This window comes from Rheinheimera pacifica, from assembly GCF_900108485.1.
Lineage (GTDB): Bacteria > Pseudomonadota > Gammaproteobacteria > Enterobacterales > Alteromonadaceae > Alishewanella > Alishewanella pacifica.
The window spans coordinates 192,091-212,422 of record NZ_FNXF01000002.1 but is presented as its reverse complement, the minus strand read 5'-3'; the positions used below and the strand labels follow the sequence as shown (position 1 = coordinate 212,422).

The 20,332-nt window shown below is 51.4% G+C and carries 22 protein-coding genes; 19 read left to right on the top strand and 3 right to left on the bottom strand.

The features are described 5' to 3' along the window. Positions 1 to 11: 11 nt before the first annotated feature. The 6 genes from BLW68_RS03455 to BLW68_RS03430 are packed head-to-tail and all read left to right on the top strand — an operon-like array spanning position 12 to position 6,750. Positions 12 to 2,198 carry a chemotaxis protein CheA gene (locus tag BLW68_RS03455; RefSeq protein WP_092790254.1) on the top strand — a complete coding sequence of 729 codons (2,187 nt, stop codon included), beginning with the start codon at positions 12 to 14 and terminating at the stop codon, positions 2,196 to 2,198. Between the two features lie 13 nt (positions 2,199 to 2,211). Next, the gene (locus tag BLW68_RS03450) at positions 2,212 to 3,837 is read left to right on the top strand and encodes a methyl-accepting chemotaxis protein (protein WP_092790252.1); all 1,626 of its coding nucleotides are present in this window, start codon (positions 2,212 to 2,214) and stop codon (positions 3,835 to 3,837) included. Positions 3,838 to 3,849: 12 nt separating this feature from the next. Then, entirely contained in the window at positions 3,850 to 4,356 is a 507-nt protein-coding gene (locus BLW68_RS03445) for a chemotaxis protein CheW (protein WP_092790250.1), read from the top strand. A gap of 43 nt (positions 4,357 to 4,399) precedes the next feature. Next, the gene (locus BLW68_RS03440) at positions 4,400 to 5,200 is read left to right on the top strand and encodes a CheR family methyltransferase (RefSeq protein WP_092790247.1); all 801 of its coding nucleotides are present in this window, start codon (positions 4,400 to 4,402) and stop codon (positions 5,198 to 5,200) included. Then, positions 5,197 to 5,685: a chemotaxis protein CheD gene (locus tag BLW68_RS03435; protein WP_092790245.1), complete on the top strand. Its 489-nt coding sequence runs from the start codon at positions 5,197 to 5,199 to the stop codon at positions 5,683 to 5,685. Before BLW68_RS03440 ends, BLW68_RS03435 begins: the two co-directional genes overlap by 4 nt. Then, the gene (locus BLW68_RS03430) at positions 5,686 to 6,750 is read left to right on the top strand and encodes a protein-glutamate methylesterase/protein-glutamine glutaminase (RefSeq protein WP_092790243.1); all 1,065 of its coding nucleotides are present in this window, start codon (positions 5,686 to 5,688) and stop codon (positions 6,748 to 6,750) included. 116 nt (positions 6,751 to 6,866) lie between these two features. Here the strand turns inward: BLW68_RS03430 and BLW68_RS03425 are convergent, their stop codons facing one another. After that, positions 6,867 to 7,598, bottom strand: a complete 732-nt coding sequence (locus tag BLW68_RS03425) for a MauE/DoxX family redox-associated membrane protein (RefSeq protein WP_092790241.1) — start codon at positions 7,596 to 7,598, stop codon at positions 6,867 to 6,869. Positions 7,599 to 7,760: 162 nt separating this feature from the next. Between BLW68_RS03425 and BLW68_RS03420 the strand changes: the two genes are divergently transcribed. Further along, complete coding sequence (locus tag BLW68_RS03420) at positions 7,761 to 7,946, top strand: alternative ribosome-rescue factor A (RefSeq protein ID WP_092790238.1); 186 nt, start codon at positions 7,761 to 7,763, stop codon at positions 7,944 to 7,946. A 46-nt stretch (positions 7,947 to 7,992) separates the two neighbouring features. Beyond that, on the top strand, positions 7,993 to 8,334 hold the full coding sequence (locus BLW68_RS03415) for an FKBP-type peptidyl-prolyl cis-trans isomerase (protein ID WP_092790236.1): 342 nt from the start codon (positions 7,993 to 7,995) through the stop codon (positions 8,332 to 8,334). A 54-nt stretch (positions 8,335 to 8,388) separates the two neighbouring features. Here BLW68_RS03415 and hslO read toward each other — a convergent pair whose 3' ends face one another. Continuing rightward, positions 8,389 to 9,237 carry an Hsp33 family molecular chaperone HslO gene (gene hslO, locus BLW68_RS03410; protein ID WP_092790234.1) on the bottom strand — a complete coding sequence of 283 codons (849 nt, stop codon included), beginning with the start codon at positions 9,235 to 9,237 and terminating at the stop codon, positions 8,389 to 8,391. Between the two features lie 9 nt (positions 9,238 to 9,246). Beyond that, positions 9,247 to 9,660 (bottom strand): ribosome-associated heat shock protein Hsp15, encoded by a 414-nt coding sequence (gene hslR / locus BLW68_RS03405; RefSeq protein WP_092790232.1) that lies wholly within the window; start codon positions 9,658 to 9,660, stop codon positions 9,247 to 9,249. Between the two features lie 169 nt (positions 9,661 to 9,829). On the opposite strand from hslR, the gene gspC reads away from it, so the two are divergent. Genes gspC through gspM form a run of 11 tightly spaced genes read left to right on the top strand, consistent with a single transcriptional unit; the run spans position 9,830 to position 20,330 of the window. Next, positions 9,830 to 10,774: a type II secretion system protein GspC gene (gspC, locus tag BLW68_RS03400; protein WP_092790230.1), complete on the top strand. Its 945-nt coding sequence runs from the start codon at positions 9,830 to 9,832 to the stop codon at positions 10,772 to 10,774. A 27-nt stretch (positions 10,775 to 10,801) separates the two neighbouring features. Further along, complete coding sequence (gene gspD, locus BLW68_RS03395; RefSeq protein ID WP_092790228.1) at positions 10,802 to 12,925, top strand: type II secretion system secretin GspD; 2,124 nt, start codon at positions 10,802 to 10,804, stop codon at positions 12,923 to 12,925. Next, the gene (gene gspE, locus BLW68_RS03390; RefSeq protein ID WP_092790226.1) at positions 12,925 to 14,436 is read left to right on the top strand and encodes a type II secretion system ATPase GspE; all 1,512 of its coding nucleotides are present in this window, start codon (positions 12,925 to 12,927) and stop codon (positions 14,434 to 14,436) included. Before gspD ends, gspE begins: the two co-directional genes overlap by 1 nt. Then, positions 14,436 to 15,659 (top strand): type II secretion system inner membrane protein GspF, encoded by a 1,224-nt coding sequence (gspF, locus tag BLW68_RS03385; RefSeq protein ID WP_092790224.1) that lies wholly within the window; start codon positions 14,436 to 14,438, stop codon positions 15,657 to 15,659. Before gspE ends, gspF begins: the two co-directional genes overlap by 1 nt. 1 nt (position 15,660) lies before the next feature. Continuing rightward, a complete protein-coding gene (gene gspG / locus BLW68_RS03380) occupies positions 15,661 to 16,116 on the top strand; it encodes a type II secretion system major pseudopilin GspG (RefSeq protein WP_092790660.1) in 456 nt (151 codons plus the stop codon). Beyond that, positions 16,116 to 16,715: a type II secretion system minor pseudopilin GspH gene (gene gspH, locus BLW68_RS03375; protein WP_092790222.1), complete on the top strand. Its 600-nt coding sequence runs from the start codon at positions 16,116 to 16,118 to the stop codon at positions 16,713 to 16,715. The genes gspG and gspH overlap by 1 nt, the downstream gene beginning before the upstream one ends. Then, positions 16,712 to 17,080, top strand: a complete 369-nt coding sequence (gene gspI, locus BLW68_RS03370; protein ID WP_092790220.1) for a type II secretion system minor pseudopilin GspI — start codon at positions 16,712 to 16,714, stop codon at positions 17,078 to 17,080. Before gspH ends, gspI begins: the two co-directional genes overlap by 4 nt. After that, positions 17,073 to 17,696, top strand: a complete 624-nt coding sequence (gene gspJ / locus BLW68_RS03365) for a type II secretion system minor pseudopilin GspJ (RefSeq protein WP_092790218.1) — start codon at positions 17,073 to 17,075, stop codon at positions 17,694 to 17,696. Before gspI ends, gspJ begins: the two co-directional genes overlap by 8 nt. Further along, entirely contained in the window at positions 17,693 to 18,679 is a 987-nt protein-coding gene (gspK, locus tag BLW68_RS03360; RefSeq protein ID WP_177172144.1) for a type II secretion system minor pseudopilin GspK, read from the top strand. Before gspJ ends, gspK begins: the two co-directional genes overlap by 4 nt. After that, entirely contained in the window at positions 18,676 to 19,863 is a 1,188-nt protein-coding gene (gspL, locus tag BLW68_RS03355) for a type II secretion system protein GspL (RefSeq protein ID WP_092790216.1), read from the top strand. The genes gspK and gspL overlap by 4 nt, the downstream gene beginning before the upstream one ends. Continuing rightward, positions 19,860 to 20,330, top strand: a complete 471-nt coding sequence (gene gspM, locus BLW68_RS03350; protein ID WP_092790214.1) for a type II secretion system protein GspM — start codon at positions 19,860 to 19,862, stop codon at positions 20,328 to 20,330. The genes gspL and gspM overlap by 4 nt, the downstream gene beginning before the upstream one ends. Positions 20,331 to 20,332: the final 2 nt, after the last annotated feature.

Sequence of the window (20,332 nt, the reverse complement as noted above, 5' to 3'; positions counted from 1 at the left end):
TGGAGCCAGCGATGAGCCTTAATCTTGAGCAGGCACTGCAAACCTTTATTGCTGAAGCCTACGAATTATTAGAGGAAATGGAAACCTGTCTGCTGCAACTGGAGAATAACCCGGCAGACCTGGATGCGATTGGCGCCATATTTCGCGCCGCTCACACTATTAAAGGCTCTGCCGGCTTGTTTGGTCTGGAGCCCGTCGTCAGCTTTACCCATGTTGTGGAAGATGTGTTAGACAGGCTGCGCGCCGGCGACATTGCTATCAGCCGTACGCTGATAGCGCTGTTGCTCGAATGCGGCGATCATATTCATTATCTGGTAGATGTGGTGGCGGTGCGCGCGCAGCAGCCTGATGCGGCAGCGACAGAGCGTGAAGCAGGCCTGCGCCAGCGTTTACAGCTATACCGGCAGACGTCAGTGAGTGAAGCAGTCAGCACCACTCCAGGCGTTAGTGCCGTCCGCCAGGAAAGAGGTAGCAGCTTTGATTTATGGCATATCTCAGTGCGGTTTGGTACAGAAGTGCTGCGTAATGGCATGGATCCGCTGGCATTTTTACGGTATTTGAACAGTATCGGCCAGATTGTCCGTATTACCACGCTGGCCGATAGCCTGCCTGAACTGAGCCAGATGGATGCCGAGAGTTGCTATCTGGGTTTTGAAATAGACTATCAGTCTGATGCCAGCAAAGCAGCCATTGCCGATGCGTTTGAATTTGTCCGGGACGATTGTCAGCTGCATATTTTGCCGCCACACAGCAAAACCGAACACTATATAGAACTGATAAAAAATTTGCCGGAGCAGGCCACTTTATTGGGCGAATTGCTGGTAGCCAGCGGGGCACTGACGCTGAAAGAGCTGGAAGACGGCTTACAGCAACAGGTTGATGCTGCGTTAAAGCCGGCTACGCCACTGGGTGAAATTCTGATAGAACAGCGCTTTGTAGAGCCCGAGCTGGTACAGGCAGCACTGGAAAAACAAAACCAGATCCAGGAACACAAAAGCAAAGAAAGCCGCTTTGTGCGCGTGCAAGCCGACAAGCTTGATGAACTGATAAGTCTGGTTGGCGAGCTGGTAATCGCCGGCGCCGGAGCCAACCTGCTGGCAAAAACCAGTCAGGATGAAACGCTGTATGAAGCTACGTCAACCGTGACGGCGCTGGTAGAGCAAATCCGCGATGGTGCCCTGCGTCTGCGGATGGTGCCCATTGGTGATACCTTTAACCGGTTTCAGCGCGTTGTACGCGATGTCAGCCACGAGCTGGAAAAACAGATTGAGCTGCAGATCAGTGGTGCTGACACTGAACTGGATAAAACCGTAGTGGAAAAGATCAGCGATCCGCTGATGCATCTGCTGCGAAACGCGATGGATCATGGCATTGAATCACCCGCGGCCAGGCTGGCGGCTGGTAAAAGTGCGACCGGCGTATTGAAACTGAACGCTTATCATGACTCTGGCAGTATTGTTATTGAAATTGCCGATGATGGCGCCGGCCTGAATACGGAACGGATATTACAAAAAGCCCGTGAGCGCGGTTTAGTGGCCGCCACTGCGCAGCCGTCTGAGCAGGAAATTTATAACCTGATTTTTGAGCCGGGCTTCTCTACCGCCAGTGCCATTACCAGCCTGTCGGGCCGTGGCGTTGGCATGGATGTGGTAAAACGAAATATTACCGCTTTGCGCGGTACGGTAGATCTGAGCAGCGCGGCAGGCCTGGGTACTAAGGTAAGGATCCGGCTGCCGTTAACACTGGCCATTATTGATGGTTTTCTGGTTGGTGTTGGTGATGCCAGCTATGTGGTGCCACTGGATATGGTGCAGGAGTGTATTGAGCTGGCCGACGACAGCAAAGCTGCAGCCGAACCCCGGCATTATATAAACCTGCGCGGCGAGGTGTTGCCGCTGGTGTTTCTGCACCAGCATTTTAATACCGGTGGCGGCCAGCGGCGGCGGCAAAATGTGGTGGTGGTAAAAAATGCTGACCAAAAAGCAGGTCTGGTGGTAGACGAGCTGCAAGGCGAGTTTCAAACGGTCATTAAACCGTTAGGTAAATTATTCAGCAACTTACGCAGTATCAGTGGCTCCACGATATTGGGCAATGGCAAGGTCGCATTAATTCTTGATGTACCATCGTTAATCCAGCAACTGGCGCAACAGCAGGTCCAGCCAAGGCTGGCATTGCAGACGCCTGCACTGCGCAACTAAAAGGTAGATAAAAATGAACTGGTTTTATAACTTAAAAATTGCCACTAAGTTGATCGCCTCATTTCTTGCTGTGCTGACATTAACGGCTTTTATTGGCCTGTTTGCTATCACGCAGCTGGCCCAGGTGAATGAGTCAACCACTGAAATAGCTGAAAGCTGGATGCCATCAATGCGGGCAGCGCAGGGCATGCGGTTTTACGCTGCGCAGTACCGTTTGCGTGAGATGCGGCACATACTGGCAGATACGGTAACAGAGCGCAGCCAGATTGAGCAGGAGGCTGCGCAAGTGATCCGAGAATTTGACAGCCGGCGCCAGACATATGAAAGCCTGCTGGCCAACGCTGATGAGCGCCGCCTGTACGACCTGTTGGTGGCTCACTGGAATAAGTATTTAAGCCAAAGTAATACGATGCTGGATATTTCCCGGCAAAACAGAAACGAAGATGCCAGAAGTATGCTGGCCAACGAGCAAAAACAGCTGTTTGATCTGCTGGCAGCTGATATTCAGCAAATGGTGCAGCTGAACGACGATGGCGCCAATGCAGCGAATGCACGCGGTGACAAATTGTATGACGGTGCGCGGCTAGCCATTATTATCGCGCTCATTGCAGCGCTGTTAATTGGCATGGTGCTGGCGTTGTTTATTTCACGCATTATCTCCAGGCCATTAATCAGTGCTGCTGAAGTTGCGGCTCAACTGGCAGAAGGCGACTTAACGGTAACGATTGACGTTAACTCAAAAGATGAGACCGGCATTTTAATGCGCTCAATGCAAAATATGGTGGCAAAACTGGCACACATTATTGGCGAGGTGAGAAATTCGGCTGACAACCTGGCCAGCGCATCAGAAGAGGTCAGCGCCACAGCTCAGGCTATGAGCCAGGCTACCAGCGAACAGGCCGCCAGTGTGGAGGAAACCAGCGCCTCGATTGAACAGATGAGTGCCAGCATTAATCAGAACACCGAAAACGCCAAAGTTACCGACGGTATGGCCAGTAAAGCGGCGGCAGAAGCCACAGAGGGCGGAGCTTCAGTGCAACAAACCGTGGCCGCAATGAAACAAATAGCGCAGCGCATCGGTATTATTGATGACATTGCCTACCAGACGAACCTGCTGGCGCTGAATGCTGCCATTGAAGCGGCGCGGGCGGGCGAACACGGCAAAGGTTTTGCAGTGGTTGCAGCAGAAGTGCGAAAACTGGCAGAGCGTAGCCAGGTGGCCGCGCAGGAAATTGGCGAGTTATCGAGCAGCAGCGTCGAACTGGCAGAAAAAGCCGGCCGGCTGCTGGATACGATGCTGCCGTCTATTAACAAAACCTCCGATCTGGTGCAGGAGATCAGTGCAGCCTCAGAAGAGCAAGCGTCAGGCGTCGGCCAGATTAACGCTGCAATGAACCAACTCAACCAGATCACACAGCAAAATGCCTCCAGCAGTGAACAACTTGCGGCAACATCAGAAGAAATGAGCAGCCAGGCGGAGCAATTACAACAGGCAATGAGTTTCTTTACCGTCGATGCGGCCATTGGCAGGCCGCAGGCTGCGCCCATAACAAAGCCGGCTAAGCCCAGGTTTACAGCGGCGCCAGTAAAAGCGCGCGCTACAACCACGCCCTCTGAAACCGAATTTACCCGCTTTTAACCGGAGGTAGTGATGGCCACAATGATGACCACCCGCCAGCAGGCGCTAGCACCGGAAGATGCTCAGTATCTTACCTTTACACTGGGGGGGGAAATGTTTGCTATCGGCATTTTGCATATCAAAGAAATACTGGAATACGGCCACCTGACGACAGTGCCCATGATGCCGGCATTTATCCGCGGGGTTATTAACTTACGCGGCGCGGTGGTGCCGGTGGTGGATTTATCTGCCCGTTTTGGCCGGCCTTCATCAGAGGTAAGCCGCCGCAGTTGTATTGTGATTATGGAAGTTGAGGTAGATGCTGGCGTTCAGGATGTTGGCTTGCTGGTTGATGCGGTATCTGCCGTGCTGGAAATACCGGCCAGTGAAATAGAACCTGCGCCAAGCTTTGGTGCGAGGATCCGGGCCGACTTTATCAGTGGTATGGCTAAGGTAAATGGTAAGTTTGTCATTGTGCTGAACGTTAACAATGTGCTGTCTGTGGATGAAATGGCGCAGCTGGCTGAAGCTGCACAGTAAATTACCGGCAGGCCTGCGGTACTGAGAATTTGCAGGAGTAAAAATGGAGGTTGTGCTTAACGACACCGAGTTTGAGCATTTTCAGCGCTGGCTGCATCAGGCGGCGGGCATTAAACTGACGCCGGCCAAGAAAGCGCTGGTTGCAGGCAGGTTGTTTAAACGGCTCAAGCATTTTCAGTTAGCCAGCTACAGCGATTATTTTTCTCTGATCAGCAGTGGCGAAGTACCCTCTGAACTACAGGTAGCACTGGATTTACTGACCACTAACGAAACGTATTTTTTTCGCGAGCCGCGGCATTTTGACTTTCTGCAGCAACAGATACTGCCGACAGCACGGGCTGCGCGGTCATTCCGGATCTGGAGTGCGGCCTGCTCCAGCGGCGAAGAGCCGTACAGCATAGCGATGACGCTGAGCGAACAGCTGACTACCCCGTGGCAATTGCTGGCGTCTGATATCAGCAGTCAGGTACTGCAGCAAGCCCGTTCGGGGCATTATCCACTGGCCCGTGCTCAGCATATCCCCCGGCCATTACTGGTGAAATATTGTTTAAAAGGCATCGGTAATCAGGAGGGGACCTTTCTCATCAACCGGCAGTTGCGGGAGAAGATCCACTTTATGCAAATTAACCTGATAGAGCCGTTTCCTGATATTGGCGAGTTTGATGTTATTTTCCTGCGGAATGTGATGATTTATTTTGATCAGGACACCAAACGTAAAGTGGTGGCGCATATGCTACCCAGATTAAAACCAGGCGGCCATTTTATTGTCAGCCTGTCGGAAAGTCTGAATGGTGTTACCGCCGCGCTCAAACTGGTCAGCCCGTCGGTTTATCAGAAGCTATGACACCTGTCTTACCGGAAAGGGAGATTTTTTTACAGCCAGGCGAGTTTTATTTTGGTCAGGCCCCCGCGCGCATCCGCACCTTATTAGGTTCCTGTGTGGCCATTACACTGTGGCACCCCCGGCTGCTGATCGGTGGTATGTGCCACTATATGCTGCCACGGCGCAACCGCCATCAGCATGGACTTAGTGGCAAATATGCTGATGAAGCAATGCAGTTGTTTCAGCAACAGGCGCATCATTACGGCACCCGTATGCAGGAATATCAGATTAAGCTGTTTGGCGGTGGCAATATGTTCCTGCCTGCCAGCTACTCTGCTTATGCCGACGTCGCGCTGAACAATATCACTGCTGGTCATATGTTACTGGCACAGTATGGCCTGACACTAACAGCGCAGGATCTGGGACTAACGGGGCACAGAACAGTTATTTTTGATCTGACCGACGGCCATGTATGGGTTAAACATCAGCGGCTGCAGGAGAGTTAAATGGCATTAAAAAAAATCAAAGTGATGCTGATTGACGACTCTGCCGTCGTACGCCAGGTATTACAGGCGCTGCTGGATAAAGAGCCTGATATTGAGGTCAGTGGTGTGGCGTCTGATCCGCTGTTTGCGATGGAAAAAATGCAACGCGACTGGCCCGACGTTATCGTATTGGATATTGAAATGCCCCGAATGGATGGCATTACTTTTTTAAAGAAAATTATGCACGAGCGGCCGACGCCGGTAGTCATTTGTTCATCCCTGACAGAAAAAGGCGCCGAAACGACGATGCAGGCGCTGGCGGCCGGCGCAGTAGAAATTATTACCAAACCCAAAGTAGGGTTAAAAGGCTTTTTACAGCAGGCGTCAGCTGAACTGCTGGCAGCGGTGCGCTCGGCTGCCCAGGCCCGGGTAAGAAAGTTGTTCAACGCAACTGCGCCGGTGCCGGTAAAGCTCAGTGCAGAAGCGATACTGCCGGCAGGCAGCTCCGCCATGGCACAGACGACGGAAAGAATCATTGCTATCGGTACCTCTACCGGCGGCACCCAGGCACTGGAATATGTGCTGACCGCGCTACCCCGGGTGTCGCCGGGTATTGTTATTGTGCAGCATATGCCGGAAAAATTTACTGCCTCTTTTGCTGAGCGGCTAAACATGCTGGCTCAGATTGAAGTGCGCGAAGCGCGCAATAATGATCGGGTAATGCCCGGGTTGGCGCTGATTGCTCCCGGCGGCAAGCATATGTTACTAAAACGCAGTGGCGCTTTTTACCAGGTTGAGGTTGTCGACGGCCCCCAGGTTAACCGGCACCGGCCTTCTGTTGATGTGCTGTTTCGCTCGGTCGCCCGTTTTGCCGGCAAAAATGCGGTGGGCATTATTATGACAGGCATGGGCGATGACGGTGCCCGCGGCTTAAAAGAGCTGCATCAGACCGGTGCCCGCACCTATGCGCAGGACGAAGCCAGCTGTGTGGTATTCGGTATGCCAAAAGAAGCGATTAAACTGGGCGCGGTGGACCATACCATACCGCTCAGTGACATCGCGCAGGTCATTATCAATGTAAAGTAGCCCCACCGGCGAGAGCCGGGTAATAGCGCTGTAGCACATCATAGGTGACAGCGTTTGCCGTATCCTGATAATGGTGCCGGGGTTATTGCCGAGTGGAAGCGCAGCAACACGACCAGTTAACGCATAAACATCCATACCCCGGCGGCCAGCATAAACAGGTTCTCAGTTAGCGAGACAAAACCCAGTGGTACCTTGCTGTCGCCGCCAACGCAGGCGCAGGTTAGTTCACGCTTATCAATATACACAGCTTTGATAACTGATATAGCGCCCACAGTGCCAATTAAAATGGCTACCGGTGCCACCAGAATGGCAGATAACCCCGCTATCATGCCAAGGCCGGCATAAGCTTCTAAAAACGGATAGATATAAGCATAAGGGATCAGTTTCATTGCCAGTAAATCGTAAGTAATAAACGAATTGGAGAAGGTGTACAGGTCGCGTAGTTTTTGTATTGCCAGCATGATCATCGCCAGCGCGACAAACAGTTCTGTCACTTGTATCACACCGCCGCTGAAGCCCCGCGCAGAAGCGATGGCCAATGCTGTCAGTAGGGCGGTAGCAAAAACAGCAATCACAGGCGTATAGCTGGTACCTTGCTGGCCAGCAGGAGGTTTATCGAAATAGCGGCGCAGGTCGTCATAACCGCCAATGCGTTTACCGTCGATAAAGGTTTGTGGTGTCGTCTTTACGTCGTGCTGCTGCTTAAAGCCGTCAGTTTCTTTGCGTGATGTCAGCAGATGATCTGTCACAGTAAAACCTTGCTGGCGTAGCAGATACTTCGATTTCAGCCCAAACGGACAGATATGCTCATCTGTCTTCATCCGGTATAAGGTTGCGTGTTTTGTCATCTGCTGCTCCTGCAAACTTGTTTAAAAGACACCTGATACTACTGCAGTATAGACTGTCAGGTTTCGCCGCCGTTAAACAACGCTGCAGCCGGAACTTATTGCCGTTGCTCAGGCCTAAGCATGCGGTTACACTGTGCATGTTTTTTAACCAGGAGTAAAAAGATGAACAAACCAGCGGCAACCGAGCATGGCCGCGGCGAGATCCGTGATAATGCGATAAAGGCCTTAGTCACCAGCAAGTTGTTTCAAACCAGGGTGGTAAAGGCGAAAAAGGGCAAAGGGTCCTACAACCGAAAAGGGCGTAATTCAAAAGATTACGCCCTTGTTGTTTCTGCACATCGCCATTAAATATCTCGCTATAATACCGGCATTAATTTTATCTAAAGACCAACCCATGCAACCCGAAGTAAAAATTGAAGACCTTATCGAAGGCACCGGCAAAGCCGCTGAGCGCGGGGCGCTGATTACTGCGCATTACCGTGGCTGGCTTGAAGATGGCACTGAGTTTGATTCATCTTACAAACGCGGTGAGCCTTTTCAGATAGTGCTGAGCAATAACCGCGTAATTCAGGGCTGGATATTGGGCCTTAAGGGTATGAAAACCGGCGGAAAGCGTAAGCTGTGGGTACCGGCAGCGCTGGCGTATGGCGAGCGCCAGATAGGCACTATGATCCCGCCCAACAGTAATCTGGTCTTTGAGATCGAACTGCTGGAAGTGCTGACGCGGGATGATTAAGCCGTAAAAAGCTATTACAAAGCCGCCGCCGCGATAGCGACGGTGGCTGGCATACTATATTTGCTGTAGTAAAGCGCTTAAATCATCTGCATTAAAGTGGTAGGTTTTATTGCAGTATTCGCAGCTGATTTCGAGCTTACCTTCGGCGATATGTTCGTTAATGATGTCGCGGCCCAGGCTGATAATGGCTGAGGCGCATTTCTCTTTTGAACAACCACAAACAAAACTGACTGGCTGCGGGGCAAACAGTTCTACCTCTTCCTGATGGAATAAACGGTATAACAGTTGTTCGGCCGGCAGGCTGAATATTTCGTCTTTGGTTAGGGTATCGCTTAACATCACTAAATCTTCGAAGTCAGCTTTAGCTTTTTGCTGATCTACCGGCAGTACCTGCAACATAAAGCCGGCCGCGCGGCAGTGTGCTGCTTGTAAGTCGGTGTACAGGTATAAGCGGGTGGGCAGTTGCTCTGACTGGGCAAAATAGGCTTCCAGCGTGCTGGTTAAGCTATCACCGCTTAGCGGAATAATACCCTGATAACGCTCGCCCTGTTTTGGTGTAATAGTTACCAGCAGATAGCCTTCACCGATCAGATCGCGGAAGCTCTCACCGGAAATTTCTGCCTGCATCCGCACTACACCGCGAAACTGCTGTTGATCAGTGCCATTTACTGCGGCAAAACGTATTGGGCCATCGCCCTGAATTTGTACGGCAATATCGCCATCCAGTTTTAACGTGGCAGTTAATAAACTGGTGGCCGCAACCAGTTCAGCCAGCAGTTGCTTTACCGGCTGCGGGTAGTCGTGGTGCAGTAACATTTGGTCCAGGCTGTCTGCCAGCTGCACCAGCTCGCCGCGCACGTTGCGGTTTTGAAACAAAAAGCGGAATAAATTATCTGAATTCATGCTGTTCTCTTACTGCTGCGATTTTAATAAAAGCAGCTTACGCCGCTCTTTTTTGTCTGGTTTAGTATCCGGGTGCGGTGCAAACAGGCTGTTGGTTTTTCTCAGCTCAGCCCGTTTTAACCGTTGCTCTATGCTGTCGGCTGTTTCTTCGTACAGCTGTTGTGCCAGCGGCGCGGCCAGGCGTTTTTCCGACAAACCCAGCACTATTACCACTTTTTCATCCGTGCCCTGTGGCAGGCGCACGGTGGCGCCGGTCTCTACCGTTCTGCTGGCTTTGCAGCGCTGGCCATTATAATGTACTTTACCGCCCTCGATCATCTCTTTGGCTAAAGCGCGGGTTTTATAAAAGCGGCATGCCCATAGCCATTTATCTAAACGTAACGCAGGGCTGACAGAATGTCCGGATTGTTTTGCTGACGACATAATTTACACTGTGTGGTCGAACTAAGATCGCCATTATAGTGCCAAAGCAGGCAAAATGGCGGCAGATACGAAAAAAACATGGTTAATACCTTGTAAATTTTGGCGCTGGCCTTGTTGGCTGCCGGACAACTGGGTAAGATAAATTTCTCTCTTAAAGTAGAAGTGTGCAATGAAGCCGTTATTAGACACGCAGCAGTTAGTGAGACAACTACAAAAAGTGCCATTAAACCGGGTGCAGCAGGTGCTGAACCTGGTTTTGGTTATTGTACTGGCATGGTTGTTGGCACGCTTTAGCTGGCAGGTGGTGCCTGCGCCTGCAAATAATGCTTTACCACCGGCCACTGGCCTTGCTGCAGTTAAACAAAGCGGTGGTGTTAATCTGGCCGCGTTAACCGGCTTTTCGTTGTTTGGCAAAGCATCTGCTGGGCCGGTACCACGGGCTGCACCGGTAGTGACTGAGGCGCCGAAAACCCAGCTAAATGTTAAGTTGACCGGCCTGGTCGCGGTGGGCGCCAGCCCTAACCAGGGTAGTGCCATCATAGAAAGCCGCGGTAGTGAAGCAACTTATGCTATTGACGATACCATCGAAGGCACCAGTGCGGTGTTAAAACAGGTGTTGTCAGACCGGGTATTGCTACAACAAGCCGGACGCTATGAAACCCTGATGCTGGATGGTTTTGAATATACCAAAATTGCGCAGGCTAATGCCGGCCTTGGCCGCGCCGATGAGCAAACAGACGAGCCCATAATGGATATGGCGCCGGCACCTGAACCGATGGAAATGCAGCCATTGCAGGTAAGTGAAGACCTGGATTTACGCCGTGACGAGCTGATTGCCCAGCCGATGAAATTTTTCGATTATATCCGGGTGTCACCACACCGGGACAATGGGCAGCTGGCTGGGTACCGCTTAATGCCCGGCAAAGACCCGTCATTGTTTACCCAGCTTGGCTTGCAGCCTAATGATCTGGCGGTAGAAATTAATGGTATTCGGTTAAATGATATGCAGCAGGCAATGAACGTAATTAATGAATTGCGCGATGCCAAAGAAGCGGCAATAAAAATAGAGCGCGATGGCGAGATCAGGGATATTCTGGTTAATCTGTCACAATAATTATTAAAACTAATTGGTTATAAATTAATGAAATCAGGGCAATTTTCTTTATTTTCCCGTCGTTCGCTGGCCAGTTTGCTGGTGGCGGCTGCGCTCACTGCCGTTGTGCCTGGTGTTACTGTTGTAGCACAGGAAGAGGTGATGTATTCGCCTAACTTCAAAGGCACCGATATTAATGAATTTATTAATATCGTTGGCATGAACCTGAAAAAAACCATTATTGTTGATCCGCAGGTGCGTGGCCGTATTAATGTGCGCAGCTACGAAATGCTGAACGAGAAACAATATTATCAGTTTTTCCTTAACGTGCTCGAAGTTTACAGCTTTGCCGTAGTGGAAATGGATAATGGCGTATTAAAGGTAGTGCGCAATAAAGACGCCAAAACCAGCAATATTCCGGTAGTTACCGATGATGCTCCGGGCCAGGGCGACGAAATGGTTACCCGGGTGGTGCAGGTGCGTAATGTTTCGGTACGCGAGCTGGCGCCGTTATTACGCCAGTTTAGTAACCAGGCCGGTGGCGGCCACGTAGTAAACTACGACCCGTCTAACGTGATTATGATGACCGGCCCGGCGGCCGTAGTAAACAGGCTGGTCGATATTATTCAGCGCGTAGATAAAGCCGGCGATCAGGAACTGGAAATTGTTAAGCTGCAATACGCCTCTGCACCTGAGGTCGTGCGTATTCTGGAAAACATTTATAAAAGCCAGGGCCGGGCCGAACAACCGGATTTTCTGGTGCCGCGTATTGTTGCCGATGAGCGTACCAACAGCGTGATTGTCAGCGGCGAATTGCAGGCGCGCCAGCGCGTTATTGAACTGGCCAAACGGCTGGACAGCGAGCTGCAAACCAGCGGTAACACCCGGGTGTTTTATTTAAAATATGCCAAAGCAGAAGAGCTGGTGCCGGTATTAAAAGGCGTGAGCGAATCTATAGTGGCTGAAGTACAGGGCGGTAGCGGTGCAGCAGGCGCCCAGGGTGGCCGCGGTGCAGCGGCTAATACCGGCCGTGCTATTAGCATTGAAGCCCACGCCGACAGTAACTCACTGGTGATCACCGCCCAGCCGGATATGATGCGCTCGTTAGAAGAAGTGTTGCGGCAGTTGGATATCCGCCGCGCTCAGGTACTGGTAGAAGCTATTATTGTTGAAGTATTTGAAGGTGATGGCACCGATTTAGGTGTGCAATGGCTTAATAAAAACGGTGGTGGCACTAACTTTAGCAATGGCAATACCATTTCTATTATTGATGCTGCAGGGGCTGCTCTTGCTGCCAGGCCAATTAAAAACCCGCCACGGGTTGAACAATCAACTATTCCTGGTGTGCCCAGTGTGACTGTACCTGTTCCTGATACGGAAGGTGACTACACGCTTGCAGGGCAGGTATTGGGCGGATTAAATGGTGCTTTGCTGGGCTTTGTCAGCGGCGATTGGGCTGCCCTTATACAAGCTGTACGCACCAGTACAAATTCTAATGTACTGGCCACCCCGCATATTACTACGATGGATAACCAGGAAGCGTTCTTTCTGGTAGGTCAGGAAGTACCGGTTATTACCGGCTCTACCACTGGTTCCAATAATACCAACCCGTTCCAGCAGGTACAGCGCCAGGAAGTGGGTATTAAGCTTAAGGTTACACCGCAAATTAATGAAGGCGATGCAGTGCAATTAACCATCGAACAGGAAGTGTCCAGCATTGGTGGTGCTACTGCGGTGGATATCACTATTAATAAGCGTGAAATTAAAACCACAGTTATGGCAGATGACGGCGCCACCGTAGTGCTGGGTGGTTTAATTGATGAGGACGTTCAGGAAAGTGAGTCTAAGGTACCTATTTTAGGCGATATTCCTATTTTGGGGCATTTGTTTAAATCGACTAGCGTCACCAAGCAAAAACGTAACCTGATGGTATTTATTAAAGCCACCATAGTGCGTGAAGGCTCGGCTATTTCCGGTATTTCTAAAACCAAATATAACTATATCCGTGCTGAGCAGTTAAAGCGCGAGGAAGAGGGCATTCGTTTAATGCCAAACACCCGGCAGGTGGTATTGCCAGAGTGGGATGATTCATTAACCCTGCCACCTACTTTTGATGATTATATGAATAAGCAGCAACCACCTGCCGGTATTGAGCAAGGGAAGCAAGACTAATGGATGCGCTGGAAGCAGAACAGATAAAACCTGCCAGCAGCCGTATCCGCTTGCCGTTTGGTTTTGCCAAACGCCATGGCGTCTTACTGAAATTGCAGGCCGATGAAGGCTGGCGGCTGTATATTCATACCGCGACCACCGCCGCTGCCGTGTTAGAAGTGCGGCGGATGCTGGCTGAGCCGTTTCAAATTCAGCGTTTATCAGCGGTAGAGTTTGAAGCCATGCTGGAGGCCAGCTACCAGCGGGATTCCTCAGAAGCGCAGCAACTGATGGAAGACATTGGCAATGAAGTTAACCTGGCTTCGCTGGCTGATGATATTCAGGAAAGCGAAGACTTACTGGAAAACGAAGATGATGCGCCCATTATCAAGCTGATTAACGCCATGCTGGGCGAGGCCATTAAGCTGGGTGCATCCGATATTCACGTGGAAACCTTTGAGAAAGCTTTAATAGTGCGTTTTCGGGTAGACGGTATTTTGCGCGAAGTGCTGCGGCCAAACCGGCGCTTGTCCAGCCTGCTTGTGTCGCGTATTAAAGTAATGGCCAAACTGGATATTGCCGAAAAGCGCGTGCCGCAGGATGGCCGGATCAGCCTAAGGATTGCCGGCCGGGCGGTAGATGTGCGGGTATCTACCATGCCGTCCAGCCATGGCGAGCGGGTGGTAATGCGTTTGCTGGACAAAAACAATTCACACCTCAATTTAGCTGATCTTGGCATGACGTTGTCAGTGCAACAGGCGTTTTCGCAGCTTATTTTAAAGCCACACGGCATTATTCTGGTTACCGGCCCTACCGGCTCAGGTAAAAGTACGACCTTGTATGCCGGTTTAACCGAAATTAATACTAAAGATCGCAATATTCTTACCGTAGAAGACCCGATTGAATACGAGCTGGAAGGCATCGGCCAAACTCAGGTCAATACTAAAGTCAGCATGACCTTTGCCCGTGGCTTGCGCGCTATATTGCGGCAAGATCCTGATGTAGTAATGGTGGGTGAAATACGCGATCTTGAAACTGCACAAATTGCCGTGCAGGCCAGTTTAACCGGCCACTTAGTGTTATCTACACTGCACACCAATACTGCCGCCGGTGCCATTACCCGGCTGGAAGATATGGGCGTAGAAGCGTTTTTATTGTCGTCCAGTTTGCTGGGTGTACTGGCACAGCGTTTAGTGCGAACCTTATGTATACACTGCAAAGAAGCCCATGAGCCCGATAAAGAAGAGCGCAGCCTGCTAAGCGTGACCAAAAAAGAAGGTGTACTGATCTACCGCGCCAAAGGGTGCGATCAATGTAATTTTACCGGCTACCGTGGCCGTACCGGTATTCATGAATTGTTGCTGGTAGACGAACATATCCGCGAACTTATTCACAACGGCAAGGGTGAACAGGCCATCGAAAAATATGTGCGCCAACACAGCCCCAGCATTCGCGCCGATGGTTTTAGCAAAGTACTTAGCGGCGAAACCACGCTGGAAGAAGTGCTGCGTGTTACACGTGAGGATGTATAGTGCCAGCCTTTGAATATCAGGCACTGGATGCCAGAGGCAAAAACAGTAAAGGTGTACTGGAAGCCGACAACGCCCGCCATGCACGCTCATTGTTGCGTGAGCAAAAACTCACTCCGGTTAGCGTAGCGCTGGCGTCACAGCAGGAAAAAATGCTCGCCTCAGGCAAGCAATGGTTTAAGCGTAATATTTCAGCTTCTGAGCTGGCGCTTATTACCCGCCAGCTGGCTACGCTGGTTGAAGCCGCATTACCGATCGAAAGCGCATTGCTGGCCGTTGCCGAACAATGCGACAAGCCACGGCTAACCAATATGATGATGACCGTGCGCTCTAAGGTAGTAGAAGGTTACAGCCTGGCAGAAGGCCTGGCCGAGTTTCCGTATGTATTTGACCATTTGTTTCGTTCTATGGTGGCCGCGGGGGAAAAATCCGGCCATTTGGACCAGGTATTAAACCGGCTGGCCGATTACACCGAGCAGCGCCAGCATATGCGCAGCCAGATTTTGCAGGCCCTGCTGTACCCTATTATTCTGACCTGTTTTGCCGTGCTGGTGATATCAATCCTGCTGGCGGCGGTGGTACCCAAAATTGTCGGCCAGTTTGAACATATGGGCCAAACGCTGCCCGGCACTACCTTGTTTTTAATTGCCGCCAGTGATTTTTTACGCGCTTACGGCATCGTTGTACTGATTGGCTTTATGCTGTTGCTGGTGCTGTTTAAGCGGGCGCTGCGCAAACCGGCATTTCGTTTTCGCTGGGATGCTCTGGTGCTAAAAAGCCGTATTATCGGCAAGGTTACCAAAGGCCTGAATACCGCCCGTTTTGCCCGTACCTTAAGTATTCTTAATGCCTCGGCCGTGCCATTGCTGGAAGCTATGCGTATTAGTGCCGATGTGCTGAGCAATACTTATATGCGCCAGGCAGTAACAGATGCTACCGCCAGGGTGCGTGAGGGTACGTCGCTGCGAAACGCGTTGGAGCAAACCAAGCTGTTTCCGCCGATGATGCTGCATATGGTTGCCAGCGGCGAAAAAAGTGGTCAGCTTGATTCTATGCTTGAGCGTGCTGCCAATACGCAGGACCGCGAGTTTGAAACCTTAGTTACAGTGTCGTTAAAAGTGTTTGAGCCGGTGTTGGTAGCGGTAATGGCCGGTATGGTGTTATTTATTGTCATGGCGATTTTGCAGCCGATTTTAGCGTTAAACAATATGGTAGGTGGTGGTTAATATGTTAAGGCAACACAAATTCAGACAGCACAGCGGTTTTACGCTGTTAGAAGTGATGGTGGTTATTGTTATTCTGGGCATTATCGCCAGTATGGTGGTGCCTAACCTGATCGGTAACCAGGAAGCCGCCGCACGGCAAAAAGCCGTAGTGGATATTCAGCAGCTGGAAAGTGCACTGGATATGTACCGTTTGCGCAATGGCTTTTACCCCACCACAGAGCAAGGTATGCAGGCATTGGTTAACGCACCAACGTCGCAACCGGTGCCGCGCTCATTTCCGGAAGGTGGCTTTATCCGCCGCTTACCGAAAGACCCATGGGATGAAGACTATATCCTGATAAGCCCGGGCCAGGTTGGCCGTATTGATATATTAAGTAAAGGCCCGGATCGCACAGCCGGTACTGATGATGACATCGGTAACTGGAATCTGGATGCCAACGGGAATTCAAACAACTAATGCTCTCGCGGCCAGCTGTTCAGCATCGTAGCAACGGCTTTACCCTGGTTGAGGTAATGCTGGTGATGTTGCTGATTGGTTTGCTGGCTACCACAGTGGTAATGAATTTCAGTGGCGAATCACGCGAAGAGCGGCTGGAAAAAGAAGCCGAGCGGTTTCAGCAGTTATTTCAGTTTGTCGCAGAAACCGCCATGTTAAAGCAGCAGGAGTGGGGGCTGTATGTGCTGCCCGATCGCTACGGCTTTTTATATTACGACAACAAAGAAGGTAAATGGGCTGAGGCCAATGAACCTGCCGGCTTGCGGCAATATAAATTACCGCATGATATTGCTTTAAAGCTGGAGCTGGAAGGCTTGCCGGGCGAGGAAACCAACCTGCTAAGCCAGCTGGACTGGCAACTGGCTGACGATGACAAACAAAGCGACGAAGACAGCAAAGTACCGGTGCTGCCACAGGTATTTGTATTGTCGTCGGGCGAAATCAGCCCGTTTCAGTTGTTGCTGACCGAAAGTTCTGATTTGACACCGTTGTATAGCGCAGTATCGACCGATTTTGCCATACCGCTTACCCGCACGCCGGTATCTGCGGAGCTGCCATGAAACGCAACGGCTTTACCCTGCTGGAGCTGCTGGTAGCCATGGCCATTTTTGCCACTGCCGGCATGGCTATTATGCAGGCCAGTTCGGCCCATATCCGCAGTTTAAGCCAGTTAGATGATTTAACCATGGCCAGCTATATTGCCAATAATCAGATGCAACTGGCGATGATGGAAACAGAGTGGCCGGGCAAAGAAAAAGATCAGGGCCAGGTAGAAATGGCCAATCGCAACTGGCTATGGCAACAGCAGCTAACCAGAGTGCCAGACGAAGATTTGCGCCTGATACAAATCAGCGTCAGCCTGGCTGAATCGCCGGAGCAGGTACTGTTTCAGTTACAAAGCTACAGGGGCAAACCCGGTGGTTAAGGCAAACGGCGGTTTTACCTTTATTGAAATGCTGCTGGCGGCGGCCATTTTTGCTTTGGTGGGGCTGGCGTCGGTAGCGGTGCTAACCAGCGTAACGCAAAGTGATGAGTTATCGCAGCAAGCCAGCGAACGCCTGGTACAGCTGCAGCGCACTATGCTGATGCTGGAGCGGGATTTTATGCAAATTAGCGTGCGGCATGTACGTATTGATGGCGAAGCTGCGCAAAAATACCGCTTGTTTGGCGAGAAGTTTTTATTGGAAAGTGAAGATCATGGTGTCAGCTTTGCCCGGCAGGGCTGGCGTAACCCGGGCATGATTTTGCCACGCAGTGAAATTCAAACTGTTGCCTACCGGCTACAGGAAGGTACCTTGCAGCGCTTATTCACGCTGTACCCGGACGCCGTAACCGGCACCGAGGCTAAAATCCAGCAGCTACAAAGCGGTTTATCCGGTTTTGAAGTGCACTACCTGCAGGGTGAAGAATGGCTGGAGCGCTGGCAGGATGCGAATTTCCCGGCAGCAGTGCGCATTACGCTGGTTGATGAAAGCCTTGGCCGGTTAGAGCGTATTTTTATGCTGCCCGATGCTGCCGTTGCCGCAGGGGCAATAGAATGAGGCCGCACAAGCAAGCCGGCGTAGCACTGGTTGCGGTATTAATGATTATTGCCATCGTAGTGGTGATTGCAGTAAATATGACCGGCCGCTTACAACTGCAGCTGCAGCGCCAGCAGAATATGCAGCAACAACAGCAGGCATTTTGGTATGCCATGAGCGCCGAGCAGTTTGCCAGAGTATTGCTGGCACGCGAGCTGGCCGGGCAGGAAACCGTAAACCTGGCACAAAACTGGGCGTTGGCGGGTGCGACCTTTCCGGTAGAAAACGGCACTATCGCGGGCGATATTATCGATTTACGCAGCTGTTTTAATTTAAATGCGCTGCAAAATGTTACGCCGCAAAGCGGTGGCAGAGTAGAGCAAAGCACAGCACAAAAAGCGTTTCAGCGCTTACTGGAGCTAAAAGCAGCAGATTTATCCATGCCGGCCGAATATCTGACAGCGCGCCTGGGCGACTGGCTGGATGAAGACAGCCTGCTAAGCACTGCCGGTAGCGCCGAAGATGATGACTATGCCGCGCTGCGGTTTCCGTATTACGCCGCTAACAGCCTGATGGCCAGTGTGTCAGAGCTGCGGGTAATACTGGATATCACACCGGCAGATTACCAGTTACTGGCGCCTTTTGTTTGTGTGGTGCCGGAGGATAACCGTTTACTACTGAATATTAATACGCTGACTGAGAATACAGCAGTGTTGCTGGCGGCGCTTATTCCTGAACTGACAGAGCAGGCAGCACTGGATATTATCGCTAACCGGCCGGAAGAGGGTTTTGCTACATTAGAAGAGCTGTTTGCCACCGCTGAGCTTAGCGCTATTACCGTGCCGGAAGATGCGAAAAGTATGCTGTCGCTTAAGTCAGATAGTTTTCAGCTAACAGCGACAGCGGCCTATCTGGAAAGTGGCTTTGTATTAACGTCGGTACTTAAAATAAATGATAATAATCAGGTCAAAGTATTGGCCCGGCGATTTGGAGGCCAGGGGTGAGTGAACAGTTGGTGATCCGGCTAGGTAGCCGGGCAGAACAAAGCATCAGTTGGCTGGTGTGGGCCAGCCATAGCCAGGAAGTGATCGCCAGCGGCGAACTTACCGGCACTGAACAATTGCCGGAACTGGCAGTACGGCTGGGTAACCGGCCGGTGGTGGCACTGGTACCGGCATCCGATGTGGTGCTAAAGCAGGTAACCCTGCCGGGCAAGCCTAACCGGCAACTGCTGCAGGCATTACCTTATATGCTCGAAGAAGATCAGGCCGAAGATATTGAGCAGCTGTTTCTGGCACTGGGTGATGTAACGCACCACGACGGCCAGTACAGCCAGCAAGTGGCCGTGTGTCAGCATGAGCGGATGCAGCAATGGCTGGATGCGTTGCAAGGTGCCGGTTTTACTGTCAGCCGTATGGTGCCCGATGCTTTGTTACTGCCAGAGCAGCAGTTACCTGCCTGCATTCAGTTACATGAGCAGTGGTTGCTAAAACAAAGCAGCTGGCAGGTTGCGGCCATTGATGCGCCCTGGTGGGCAGATTACTTGCAACTGGCGGCTTTGCCGATGCTAACCAGTTACAGCCCCTGGCCAGCAGAGCTGATGCAACCACATCAACTGGCAGAGCCGGAATTACCCTTGGCGTTGCTGGCCAGCCAGCTAAGCCAGAATAGCTTTACGCTGCTGCAGGGTGAATATAAACCCAAGCGTCAGGTTAACCGGCACTTACAGCTGTGGCGCAGCAGCGCCATTCTGGCCGGTGCCTGTTTAACACTTTATGTACTGCAACTGGGTTTAACTAACTGGCAATTAGGGCGGCAAAGTGCTGCGCTGCAACAACAAAGCCTTAGCGTATACCAGCAGGCCTTTCCCAATGAGCGGGTGGTTAACCTTAACCTGCAATTGCAGCAAAAGCTTGCCGCTGTCGGTGGCAATAATGAACAAAGCTTTCTGGCATTGCTGGACAGCCTGCAGCAACAACTGGCAAAAGTGCCGGATATCAGCCTGGAAAACCTGCGTTTTGACGGCAAACGCGCCGAGCTGCGCTTTCAGGCCAAAGGCGAGGGTTTTCAGAGTTTTGAGCGCTTAAAAACAGCACTGGAACAGGCCGGTTTTATTGTTGAACAGGGCGCGCTGAGTAATGACGGCGGCAAGGTACAAGGCAGTGTCGCGATGCGGGGCAAAGTATGAAGCAGCAGTTTTTAACCTGGTGGACAGGGTTACAGCAACGCGAACAGCGGCTGGTTGCCGGTGCAGCAGTAGTAGTGGTATTGGGTTTATTTTACTGGATGCTATGGCAACCGCTGCATCAGGCCCGTGATGTACAGCAACAAAAAGTGCAAAGCGCCCAACGTCAGCTTAGCCAGTTACAGCAATTACTGCCGCAGTTAAAGGCTGCCTCGGTTACTACTGCACGTAGCGGCGGCAGCCTGGCACAAATTATCAGTAACAGTGCACGCAGCAGCGGTATCAGCGTCAGCCGGATGCAGCCGCAAAACGAGCAGCTAACACTGGTGCTGGAAGATGTCAGTTTCGACAAACTGTTAAGCTGGCTGCATGCGCTGCAGTATCAGCATGGTGTGAAACTGGTAAATTTAGACGTAGCCACTGCTGAAACACCCGGCATAGTGCGGGTGCGGCGTATGGTAGTGGAGTAAAT